Below are 11,920 nucleotides of genomic sequence, written 5' to 3' on the forward strand. Positions count from 1 at the left end.
TCAAAAGTAATAATAATCAGTAAAAAGTAATCGTAATCATTGTGTAATTGGTATATTTAAATAACATAATTTAATGAATAATCAGTAAGAAATCACTTTAATTGTAGAAAAGATGAGGTATAATAATATGAAAACGCTTACTTTAGGAGGGGGAAGCTGTAGTGTTACGAACGAGGTTTCTCAAATGGATGAATCATCTGAAGCTAAGAGAGAAACTTATGCTAACCTTTATTGTGGTTGTTTTACTCCCAATCATTTTAGTTGGGCTCTTATTGACTCAGGAGCTGCGTTCAATTGCTTTAGATGACATGATGAAGCAGTCAAAGTCAAACTCAGAGCGAGTCAAAGAACGAACCTACGAGCTATTAAAAATCCCTACCTTTATCTCAAATAGTCTGGAGCTTGATAGGGAATTAGAAGAACTCGTCACAACAAGGTATACATCAACATTCGACGTGTTTACCCGTTATTATCAGTATCAGAATTTTCAATCATACCTTTATACACAACGAGAAATCCAAGCCGTTCGCTTTTATTATGATAATTCAACGTTAATCAATAACTGGGAGTTCATACCGGTAGACCAAAAGATTAGAAACGAAAGCTGGTATCAACAAGCAGAAACAGATGTAGGATATAACCGTTGGAGGCTTCTACCCGATGAAACAAATAACGGACAGATTTTTCTAAGTTTAGTTAAACGAATTAACTTTATCGAAGATCAAACATTTGGAGTTGTTGTCATCACAATTGAACCAAGTCAGTTGGATTCAATTTTAAAACAAGAATCATTGCTTACATTTATAACAGATGAAGAAGGTCAAGTGATTTCTTCAAATCAACCGAAATATAAAGGTGTGTCAATAACGGATCAAGTTGATCACAATTTACTATGGTCACCCGGTAATTATGAACTCTCATTTAATGGGGAGCCTGCGCAAGTGACTGTGGATTTACTTAACCCGATGATGAGTCAAAGTGATTTATCCATTGTGACAGTCACATTAAATAATCAAGTGATTGAACGGGCAAATCGCTTAGGCTTAACGGGCATTTTTATTACATTTATTGGTGTGACATTAGCTATTATTCTCATTACCATTTTCTCTAAAATGCTATCGAATCGGCTATCGAATTTAAGTCGAAAAATTGAAAGAGTAGCAGCTGGAGATTTAACAACGAAAGTCGATATTGATGGGACAGATGAAATTGGCCAGCTCTCAGATCAATTTAATGAGATGGTTGATAATTTAAGAGGAATGATTGATCAAGTCATTGAAACCAACCGACAGAAAAATCAAATTGAAGTCAATCAAAATGAAATGAAATTTAAAATGTTAGCCAGCCAAATCAATCCTCACTTTTTGTTTAATACGCTTGAATCGATTCGTATGAAGGCACATATAGAAGGGGAGAAAGAGATTGCAAATGTCGTAAAGCAACTAGGTCAAATTATTCGTAAAAGTCTCGATACAGAAGGGAAGCCTTTGCCTTTAAAAGACGAAATGGAGCTTGTTCGAACATATTTAGATATTCAGACCTTTCGTTATGGTGATCGGCTTAAGTACGAATTAAATATAGCACCTGAAACAAGCCATTTACTTATCCAGCCTTTAACGATTCAGCCTATTGTAGAAAACGCTGTGTACCATGGGTTAGAAGCTAAAGAATCTGGAGGAAAGGTCGTTATCTCATCATATCTTGCAAACAATCGCGTTATTATTTCCGTTCAAGACAATGGAGTCGGTATGACTGAAGAACGATTAGAGCAAATAGATGCGATGCTAGAGGAAAAAGAAACGAATGGCCAAAACAGGATTGGATTGAGGAACGTACATCAACGATTGAAACTCATGTATGGTGCAGATGCAGGGTTAAATATTATGAGCGAGCAAGGAAAGGGGACATATATTCAATTTAGTATACCTTGGGAGGGGAAATGATGTATCAGGTTCTAATTGTAGATGATGAGCCGATGATTCGTGAGGGGTTATGTTCATTAATTTCATGGCATCAATATGGGTTTCGTGTTCAAGGAACAGCAAAAAATGGGAAAGAGGCTCTTCAATTGTATCAACGTCTTAAACCAGACGTCATCATTGTAGATATACGGATGCCAGAAATGGGAGGGTTAGAATTAATTCATACAATTAGAGAAACTGACTCAACCATACGTTTTATTATTCTAACGGGTCACGCCGATTTTACGTATGCGAAGGAAGCGTTAGTCCATAGAGTTGATGGCTATCTTTTAAAACCGTTGGATGAAGAGGAACTTATTCCACTGCTTAAGCAAATTCAAGTAGATTTGCGGCAACGAAACACCTTAACGGAGCTGTTAGAAGAAGATTTTCAGATGAAGAAAGATCGATTTATTACACAAGCTCTAACGAGATCGAACACATTGAGTAAGGATCAATTCTATGAACAATGTAAGGTATACGGACTATCAGCCAAAAGCTATCGTATTATGCTCTTTCAAGTTCAGCAATCAAAAGAATTAACAGAGAGAGAGTTAAAGCAATTAGAACGAACATTACCAAATGGGTTTGTCTTCACTAACCCAAAAGTAGGAGTGATTCTCTTAAACGAGGCAACGGAATGGGAAAGGCAATTAAATTCTTTTGTCCAGGCGAAAGAGGGATATGGAGCAATTGGGGAAGCTGTAACAGATCCATTAACCCTCATTCAGTCCTATTCAAATGCACTAGACCTTCTTTCATATACATTTTTATTTAAAGAATCAACCTGTTTAACAAATAATCATCTAAATATAAATGACATTGAAAAAAAGGATCAAGATCTCAATTTAGAAGACTATGTAAAAAAGCTTTCCATTATGGTCACACTAGGACTTGTAACTTCGTGCAGAGATTTGATTCAAGAATTAATAGATGATTTAATTGATCGAAGGTATCAACCAATGAGTGCTCAGAAAACAATGATCCACTTTTATTCAATGGTGGTTAACAAATTAGTGCTCCATGATCCTAAAAAACTTACTCTTATCGAGTCATTGCCTTTTAATCCGTCCGTCATCTATGAACAATCACATATTTATGAGGTTGCGAAGATCATGACAAACCGGGTCATTGAATTAATCCATTTGATCTATTCTGAAAGTAAAACAAGTACTGTTGAAAAGATGATGGAATTGATCGACAAACAATTTGCTGAGAATTTGAGACTTGAAGGTATTGCTGAACTACTTAATTACAATGCAGCTTACTTGGGCAAGGTTTTCCGTGAACAAACAGGGGAGTATTTTAACACCTATCTCGATAAAAGTCGGATAAAGTACGGAAAAATATACCTCGAACAAGGGTATAAAGTGTATGAAGTATCTGAAAAGGTCGGCTATAAAGATGTTGATTACTTTCATCGGAAATTTAAAAAGTATGTAGGGATATCTCCAAGAGCGTTCCAAAAACAACAGATTCTCCTTCAAAACCTTAAGCAAAGCAATATCCAATAATGCGATAGGTCCTGGTTTGGACTTGTCGTTTTTCTTTTTGGGATTTGTACCACTAATTTATATCTGATTTTTGATGAAATGTATCATGTATTTTCTTCTTTATATTCCGTATATGATAAATTCTAGGAAGGAGAGAAAAGATGAAAACAAAAATGAAAACGCATTCAAATGCTAGCGTTTCTTTACAGAAAAAAAGTTTTTGGACTATATTCAAGCAACAAAAAATCCTATATTTAATGTCGCTTCCTTTTGTCGCTTGGGTTTTTGTTTTTAATTACCTACCTCTTGGAGGCTGGGTCATGGCATTTCAAAATTACCGGCCAGGCCTTGGATTCTTTGAACAAGAATGGGTTGGGTTGCAGCAATTTGTCCAACTCTTTCAAGATGAACGGTTTTATTTAGTGTTACGAAACACAATTGTAATGAGCATTATGGGTTTAACAGTAGGATTTACGGTTCCTATTATGTTTGCTGTACTCTTAAACGAAATTCGTTTAAAAGCCTTTAAACGTACGGTTCAAACTGTCTCCTATCTTCCCCACTTTGTGTCCTGGGTCATTGTGGCAGGGATTGTTACAAAGATGCTTTCCGTAGATGGGGGAGTCATCAATGATCTACTTGTGGCTGCTGGGCTTCTTGATCAACCAGTTCAGTTCATGACTAAAGGTGAGTATTTTTGGGTGATTGTCACTTTAGCGGATTTGTGGAAGGAAATGGGCTGGAACTCTATTATCTTCTTAGCAGCAATTGCCGGTATTGATCCGCAATTATATGAAGCAGCTAAAGTAGATGGAGCAAGTCGTTTTAGACAAATTTGGCACATTACCTTAACAGGTATCCGTCCTACAATTCTAGTTGTGTTGATTCTTTCAATTGGAAACTTAATTACGATTGGGTTTGAGAAGCAATTTCTACTAGGTAACCCAACAGTCGTTAACTTCTCTGAAGTGTTAGAGCTGTATGCCTTAAATTATGGGATTGGTCTAGGACGCTTCTCCTATGGAACAGCAATCGGAATTTTTAATTCACTTGTAAGTATCATGCTGTTATTCATAGCGAATGGCATCTTTAAGCGATATGCGAACCAAAGTGTAATGTAGAGGGAGGGCAGGATGTATGAGTAAGTTTAGCAGTAACCGATTAACAAAAGGGGATCGAATATTCGATTTTGTGAACTATACGTTCCTCATTCTAGTGTTTATTGTCACCTTATATCCTTTTCTAAATGTATTAGCTATTTCTTTAAATGATTCTACAGATACTGTCCGTGGGGGCATTCATATCTGGCCAAGAGAATTCACATTAGAAAACTATAAGACAATCTTTGAGTACGATAATCTTGTTACAGGATTAATTAACTCCATCCTTCGCACAGTACTTGGCACAGTGCTCGGAGTATTCTCATCAGCCATGGTTGCATTTACGTTGAGCCGGTCTGATTTTCAAGGGAGAAAATTTGTCTCGATCTTTATTGTACTTACGTTGTACTTTTCTGGAGGGCTAATCCCTGGCTACATGTTAATGAGAGAACTTAACTTAATCAACACGTTCTGGGTCTATATCTTACCTGGTATGGTCAACGCATTTAACATTATTATTGTTCGTTCGTTTATGGATGGGCTGCCATTTGCACTCCAAGAATCTGCAAAAATGGATGGGGCGAGCGACTTTACGATATTCTGGAGAATTGTTATGCCACTTTGTATGCCAGTACTCGCAACCATTGCTTTATTTGTAGCAGTAGGACAATGGAATGCATGGTTTGATACGTATTTGTACAACAGCTCAAACCCATCTCTGACAACCTTACAATATGAATTAATGAAAATCTTACAAAATACGAATATGGGTGCTTCAGACGCGAATTCCTTTAGAGGAGTTGCTGGTGAAGAGGCAGCAAAGCAGGTATCACCTGAATCGATTAAGATGGCGATATCGATGGTCACTATTATACCGATTTTGTTAGTATATCCGTTTCTTCAAAAATACTTTGTGCAGGGGATGACATTAGGCGCAGTAAAAAGCTAAAGGGGGTATTGAAATTTTATTTCATTGACTGATAAACAAATTTTTTAGTTTAACAAATAAACGATCAATTTTAAGGGGGATGTAGCATGAAAAAGCATTGGAAAACAGGAATGTTTTTAACCTCAGTTGTTTTGGTAAGCGGTTTAATTGGATGTAGTAAAGATACAGCGAACTTGGAAGACGAAGATCCAGAAGGTGATATTACGCTCTCGCTATTTAGTGGAGATTTGCACTCTCAATGGGATAACATGGAAAGTCCAGTCAGTCAGGTTGTAAAAGAAAAGACAGGTGTTACGATCAATGGTGAATTTGATGTAAACGGAGGCGATCAAAAAATCGCTTTAATGGCTGCTAGCGGAGACTATCCAGACTTAATTTGGCCAAAAGGAAACGCAGGAACACTCGTTGATGCAGGAGCGTTTCTTGATCTAACTGATTTAATAGAAGAACACGCTCCGAATTTAAAAGAGATTTATGGAGATTATTTTGATCGACTCAAATGGAGTAATGAGGATGAATCCATTTATATCCTACCAACCTCAGAGGTGGATCATACGTATTGGGAGCCAGGAACTGGTTTCATGTTGCAGCATGCTGTTGTAGAGGAACTAGGTTATCCAGAGATTCGAACGGTAGACGATTTTGAGAACGCAATTAGAGAGTACAAAGAAAAGAATCCAACTATTGATGGTCAGCCTACCGTTGGGTTATCTTTACTAGCGGATGATTGGCGCATCATGATCTCAACAACAAATCCGGCCTTTTTTGCGACAGGTGCACCAGATGATGGTGAATTTTATATTGATCCAGATACGTATGAGGCGAAGTTCCATTACAGACGTGCTGAGGAAAAGGAGTATTTCCGTTGGTTGAACCACATGAATGATGAAGGGTTACTTGATCCAGAGAGCTTTGTACAGAAGTACGATCAATATCTAGCTAAGATCTCATCTGGTCGTGTGCTCGGTTTGATTGATGCAGATTGGCAAGTGGATCAGGCACAAAATGCATTAAGAGAAGCAGGGAAAACGGAACGCATGCACGGAATGTACCCAGTTACCTTAACGGACGAATTTAAGCATCCAAACTTCCAGCAAACCGGTTATTTAGGTGGATGGGGAATTGGAATCTCAGTAGATTGTGAGAATCCTGTTCGCGCCATTAAATTCCTTGATTTTCTTGCTTCAGAGGAAGGACAGATTCTTCAAAACTGGGGAATCGAGGGAGAACATTATACAATAGAAGATGGCAAACGAGTGATCAGTGAAGAACAGATGGAAGAGCGTAATAATAACGCAAACTTCTCTAAGCAGACAGGTATCGGCGTATTAAAAGGATTTAGCCCGGTTTATGGGAATGGTGCCGAAGACTCAACAGGTCAAACATATACAATCGCAAGTCCTGAACAAATTAAGGATTCGTATACGGATAAAGAAAAAGAAGTACTCGATGCTTATGATGCCGAACTTTGGAAGGATCTTTATCCTCAAGAGGATGAGTTCCCGGTAAAGCCTTGGGGAGCCGCTTATAACATGGCTGTACCTGCCGGATCAAATCTAGAACTCGTCATGCAAAGATGCCTAGACATTATGAAACGTAAGATACCAGAGGCCATCCTTGCCGATCCTGAGAAATTTGATGCAGTTTGGGATGAGTTCCAAGATGAATTACTCGCAGCAGGTGCAGAAGAAGCAGAGAAGGAATACACAGAATTGATTAAAAACCGCATCGAGCTCTGGGGAGAATAAGGTTAAAAAGCCGTGAGAAGGTTACTCTTCTCACGGCTCTTTACTTTAGTATTTTGGTGTAATGGTAATGAGGTTAGAACTCTTTACTACGGTCCAACTACCTTGAATGAGTTCATGCAATCGTATCTCTTCTGATGAAGAGAGATGAATTCCAATTAACTTATGATCTTGTTGACTATAATCAACTCCATCGCTTTTGTTAAAGCGGAGCGCAAGAAGTTTCTTTAAGCCATTAAGATGTAAAAATTTAAAACTGTACCCTTCTTTGATCGCTTCTTCCCAGGGTTCGCTAAGCTCTTCTGCCGTTTGAATTCGTTCATCGAAATTCATCGTGGGATCAACAACTTGATCTACAATGAACTTGAACTCACGGTTCTTTATGATCTGAATCAGCTTATCATCAGACACACCGCTTGTTCGAAGGTTTTCAATTAAAAAAGCAATCGGCATTGAAAGTCTCACTGGTTTTGTCATTGTTGTACCACTTCAACATCTTTTAGTAACACGACACCAGATGGTAGAGTTTTTACGCCACTAATTTGATTAGAAACACCAAGTAGATCCAGAGGATAATATAGAAAATCAAACGGGACATCATTCGCTACGATTTGTTGCGCTTCTTCAAACAAATCGTTACGCTCATCCTCATCTGTGGTTTGTATGGATTGATCAACGAGCTCATCAAATGCCGGGTTCGCGTACGTATATCTTAATTGGTTACTGCTTTGTTTATTAGAATGAAGAATGGTAAACAGTGCATTATATCCATCGCCTGTTGGACTTGAACGTCCAAGTAGGAACAAATCTGCTTCGCCCTGCCCGGTATATTCTACGAAAGATGCAAACTCCATTTGACTAATGGTAACGTTCACGCCTATGTCTTGTAGGGCTTGTTGGATATAAGTAGCAATGTCTACACGTGTCCGATCATCATTCACGGATAATTCTAGTGATAAATCGCTTTGACCTACTTCATTAAGTAACTCTTTTGCTTCTTCTGGATCATATGGCAATGCCTCAACGTCAGCAAATCCAAAGTCATAAGGTGAAAGTGGACTGTTAGCAATTGTACCAACACCATTTAAAATAGAATCAACAATTACGTCCTTGTCGATTGCCATACTAATTGCTTGTCTAACACGCACATCATCAAACGGTTCTTTATTTGTGTTAAATCCAAGGAAATTCACGTAAGTTGAGTCTGTTTCTACGATCTCAGCAGCATCACTATTTATTATTTGTTCTATGCTATTAGGATTTACTGAATCAATAATGTCTGATGCCTGTGTTTCAAGATCTGCCACTCGTGTTAATTCTTCTGGGACAATCTTGTACGTAACCCCTTCAATATTAGGTGCTCCGCCCCAATAATCCTCGTTTCGAACCAATTTGATTTCTGAACCTGGATCCCATGATTCAAACTTAAATGGACCTGTACCAATTGGTTTATTTGCGACAACACTACCAGGATCCTCTCCATTTGCTACTGCTTCGTTATCTTCTTCAATAACGGCAGGACTCAGCATAGAACCACCATATTGAGCAAGGTGTGCAGGTAAAGAGGCAAAAGGTTCAGATAAATGAAACCGAACCGTATAAGGATCTACGACTTCTATATCCTCAATGCGATCGTATAAGTAAGCAGTAGGTGAGATCGTTTCCTCGGCAAGACTACGATCTAGATTTGCTTTTACTGCATCAGCATTAAATTCAGTACCATCGTGAAAGATTACATCCTCTCTTAATTTAAATTCCCATGTGGTAGGATCAATGGTTTCCCATTCTGTAGCAAGTCCAGGCTCCAGTTCCATCGATTCATTTTGGGTAACTAGTCGATCATATACATTAAAGCCAACTTTCCAATTGACAACTACATTTTCTGTATGTGGATCAAGTTTCTGAATATCTGTGGCTAGTGAGTATGTAATCTCCCTTCCAACTTCATTAATCGTGGATGAATCGTTTGAAGGCTCGTTTGAATCACTCGAGCATGCTGTAAGCAATAGAACTCCAGTAAGTAAAGAAACAGTTAATAGATTTTTCAATATAATTCCTTCTTTCTTCTTATGTCTCATCATTGGTGATGGAATGTTTCGAAAATTGATTAGAAATAGCCTCAGTACTTCCATGTATGTGATTAAACATCATTTCTTTCGTAAGCGTAGAATTTCTTTCATGTAGAGCGGCAAGTAAGTGTTTGTGGTCGGTTATTGTTTTTGTTTTAACCTCATTGCTATATGGCATCAAGTCAAGAGCTGGATTAATAAGTGTGCGGATTTTTCGGATAGCCCTTTCTAGATACGTATTACCTGAGGCTCTACCTATTAAAAGGTGAAATTTTACATCAAGAGACCGAAACTCTTCACGTTCAATCAACTGATGCTGGCTTTGATCCAAAATCACTTGAAGGGAATCTAATTCTTCGTCCGATATTCTCAATGCGGCGAGCCTTGCAGCTTCAGGCTCAATAATGGAACGATACTCAAAAATGTCCATTAAATCCTTCCATGAAGATTTAATTTCAGAACTCGATCGATGATTTGATCGCTTTGTAGTAGGAAGGACAAATGTTCCTCCTTTTGCACCTAATCTTTTTTCAATTAATCCATGTTGTTCAAGGGCAGCCAATGCTTCTCTTAATGCTAGGCGACTACAGTTAAATAAGGTAGAAAGCTCTCTCTCAGAGGGTAGCCGCTCATTAGAAAAAAATTCTTTTAAAATAATGGCTTCTTCAAGCTGTTCATAAATGAAATCGCTCACTTTTTTTGATTGAACTTGGTTTAAAGAAAGTTTGTAAATAAAAGATTCCCTCCTTTTATGTGGTAAAAGGTATAAACCTTATACCATTGAAAATACAATTTTAGATAATTCGTACAGGAATACACGGCTTTAATAAGAAGATCCTAGCATAGGAAGATTTTGCTGTCAACTTATGAATGAAGTTACCTTCCTCAACACATTGACAAATCTATCTTCTACAAATTCATGATTTCTTAATTAAAATTTACTATAATAGATTGTGAATGTTGGATAATACATCCATAAACTAGTTCTTGAGCAATGGTTAGAAGGGAGTTAACCATGAAAAAATATCAATTAAAATTACAAGAAAAGATTGAAAAGACCTTAGATAATTGGGAGGCTCAACTTACTGTCTCCTATGATGAGTTGTATCGATTTCTTCATTCGATAGCAGGTACAGGCTCTTCCATTGGATTACCGCAGCATTCAGCGGAAGCAAGGGGGAAGCTTGAATTACTTCCTCTTGATAAAGAAGAATGGTCTCATGAAGAAATTTTTCACTACTTAAAAGACACAGTATTAGTTGAAAGAAAGAGTAAAGAGGTTCTTAGTGCAAACGCAGATCCATCTCTCGTATTAATCATATCTGAAGATGGTAGTTACTTAGCTTATCTTAAGCGTAGCCTTGAAGAACAGGGCTTTATGGTAACTGGAGCCCTTAGCCTTGAAAAAGGTAATCAGTTTTTTAATGATCAGAAGCCAGAGTGTGTGATATTGGTTGACCCCAATGAGGTAACCGTTAATTCGGCAGAGTTAAGTGCTCTTTCCCAGAAATTATGGACAGAGATCGTCCCAGTGATGGTATTAAGCGAAAGAAGCTCTTTAGAAGCTCAAAATCAAGCATACAAAAATGGTGTAACGGACTATTTTGTAAAGCCTGTTCATATGAGTGAATTGACTGTCCGGATCACAAATCGAATAAAGCTACGAAGTATATTTGAACGCTCTCTTATGTACGATGATTTGACCGGTGTGTTTAATAGAAGGTATCTACGACTTGAAGGAACTAGACAGCTTGAACTATTCCATCGCTATGACACGATGTTTTCGCTTGTCCTGCTTGATTTGGATTTCTTTAAAAAGATCAATGATACATATGGGCATCTAACTGGAGATGACGTGTTAAAAGGATTTGCAGACTTCTTAACAAGCAAAAAAAGAGAAGGAGACTTAGTGATACGTCTTGGTGGAGAAGAGTTTGTACTGTTACTTCCAAATACCAATAAATATCAAGCGTTACAAATGGTTGACCGTTTTCGAATTGAATTTCAAGAGCTTCCATTTACAAGTGAGGAGACCACGTTTCATGTAACGGTTTCAGCAGGGATCTCTGAAGTGGCTAAAGACATTAGCAAAATAGAAGAATTGAGTGATAAAGCAGATAAAGCTCTTTATGCTGCAAAACGAGCTGGTCGAAATAAGGCCCTAATCTACAATCCAAATGAGGTTTACGAAATTGAACATGTTGTCACCATTTGTATCGTTGATGATAATGAGGTTGTTAGAGATGTGGTGGAGGATGAGCTTCAAAAAATTGTGGTTCAAGGATCGGTCTTTAGGATTTTAACATTTGAAAGCGGAGAAGATTTTCTCCAATCAGATTGGTATCAACCAAGACAAAAATTCTTAATTGTACTGGATCGCATGATGCCAAAGGTAGATGGCTTAGAAGTGCTTAGTCACATTCGATTGAATTTCCCTGAATTAGATATTCTAGTAGTTATGTTAACAGGAAAGTCCAATGAAGAGGAAATTGTACAAGCATTAAACGCAGGAGCCGATGATTATATTACTAAGCCATTTCAACCAGAGGAGCTACGGGCTCGCATTCAACGATTGTTAAAGCGAACATTATTATAAGGATTGA

The 11,920-nt window shown here is 37.8% G+C and carries 9 protein-coding genes; 6 read left to right on the top strand and 3 right to left on the bottom strand.

The window, feature by feature from the left end; all coding sequences use genetic code 11:
- Positions 1-188 precede the first annotated feature (188 nt).
- The 5 genes from JNO66_RS02400 (at position 189) to JNO66_RS02420 (ending at position 7,251) form a co-directional block, all read left to right on the top strand.
- Positions 189-1,943: a cache domain-containing sensor histidine kinase gene (locus JNO66_RS02400; RefSeq protein ID WP_210340748.1), complete on the top strand. Its 1,755-nt coding sequence runs from the start codon at positions 189-191 to the stop codon at positions 1,941-1,943.
- Positions 1,943-3,475 carry a response regulator transcription factor gene (locus tag JNO66_RS02405; RefSeq protein ID WP_203086598.1) on the top strand — a complete coding sequence of 511 codons (1,533 nt, stop codon included), beginning with the start codon at positions 1,943-1,945 and terminating at the stop codon, positions 3,473-3,475. Before JNO66_RS02400 ends, JNO66_RS02405 begins: the two co-directional genes overlap by 1 nt.
- A gap of 140 nt (positions 3,476-3,615) precedes the next feature.
- Complete coding sequence (locus JNO66_RS02410; protein WP_203086599.1) at positions 3,616-4,575, top strand: ABC transporter permease; 960 nt, start codon at positions 3,616-3,618, stop codon at positions 4,573-4,575.
- 16 nt (positions 4,576-4,591) lie between these two features.
- Positions 4,592-5,503, top strand: a complete 912-nt coding sequence (locus JNO66_RS02415; protein WP_203086600.1) for a carbohydrate ABC transporter permease — start codon at positions 4,592-4,594, stop codon at positions 5,501-5,503.
- 86 nt (positions 5,504-5,589) lie between these two features.
- The gene (locus tag JNO66_RS02420) at positions 5,590-7,251 is read left to right on the top strand and encodes an ABC transporter substrate-binding protein (protein ID WP_203086601.1); all 1,662 of its coding nucleotides are present in this window, start codon (positions 5,590-5,592) and stop codon (positions 7,249-7,251) included.
- Between the two features lie 45 nt (positions 7,252-7,296).
- Here the strand turns inward: JNO66_RS02420 and JNO66_RS02425 are convergent, their stop codons facing one another.
- The 3 genes from JNO66_RS02425 to JNO66_RS02435 are packed head-to-tail and all read right to left on the bottom strand — an operon-like array spanning position 7,297 to position 10,011.
- Positions 7,297-7,725 carry a hypothetical protein gene (locus tag JNO66_RS02425; RefSeq protein ID WP_203086602.1) on the bottom strand — a complete coding sequence of 143 codons (429 nt, stop codon included), beginning with the start codon at positions 7,723-7,725 and terminating at the stop codon, positions 7,297-7,299.
- Positions 7,722-9,296, bottom strand: a complete 1,575-nt coding sequence (locus tag JNO66_RS02430) for a glutathione ABC transporter substrate-binding protein (RefSeq protein WP_203086603.1) — start codon at positions 9,294-9,296, stop codon at positions 7,722-7,724. Before JNO66_RS02430 ends, JNO66_RS02425 begins: the two co-directional genes overlap by 4 nt.
- Positions 9,297-9,315: 19 nt before the next feature.
- Complete coding sequence (locus tag JNO66_RS02435; protein ID WP_273753143.1) at positions 9,316-10,011, bottom strand: FadR/GntR family transcriptional regulator; 696 nt, start codon at positions 10,009-10,011, stop codon at positions 9,316-9,318.
- A gap of 321 nt (positions 10,012-10,332) precedes the next feature.
- On the opposite strand from JNO66_RS02435, the gene JNO66_RS02440 reads away from it, so the two are divergent.
- A complete protein-coding gene (locus JNO66_RS02440; protein WP_203086604.1) occupies positions 10,333-11,913 on the top strand; it encodes a GGDEF domain-containing response regulator in 1,581 nt (526 codons plus the stop codon).
- Positions 11,914-11,920: the final 7 nt, after the last annotated feature.

The organism is Alkalicoccobacillus gibsonii (assembly GCF_016798245.1).
Classification (GTDB): Bacteria; Bacillota; Bacilli; order Bacillales; family Bacillaceae_D; genus Alkalicoccobacillus; species Alkalicoccobacillus gibsonii.

Excerpts from the sequence above, each read along its gene's own strand:
- JNO66_RS02420 (WP_203086601.1), top strand. The coding sequence starts at position 5,590 with ATGAAAAAGCATTGGAAAACAGGAATGTTTTTAACCTCAGTTGTTTTG.
- JNO66_RS02410 (WP_203086599.1), top strand. The coding sequence starts at position 3,616 with ATGAAAACAAAAATGAAAACGCATTCAAATGCTAGCGTTTCTTTACAG.
- JNO66_RS02425 (WP_203086602.1), bottom strand. The coding sequence starts at position 7,725 with ATGACAAAACCAGTGAGACTTTCAATGCCGATTGCTTTTTTAATTGAA.
- JNO66_RS02440 (WP_203086604.1), top strand. The coding sequence starts at position 10,333 with ATGAAAAAATATCAATTAAAATTACAAGAAAAGATTGAAAAGACCTTA.
- JNO66_RS02400 (WP_210340748.1), top strand. The coding sequence starts at position 189 with ATGAATCATCTGAAGCTAAGAGAGAAACTTATGCTAACCTTTATTGTG.
- JNO66_RS02415 (WP_203086600.1), top strand. The coding sequence starts at position 4,592 with ATGAGTAAGTTTAGCAGTAACCGATTAACAAAAGGGGATCGAATATTC.
- JNO66_RS02405 (WP_203086598.1), top strand. The coding sequence starts at position 1,943 with ATGTATCAGGTTCTAATTGTAGATGATGAGCCGATGATTCGTGAGGGG.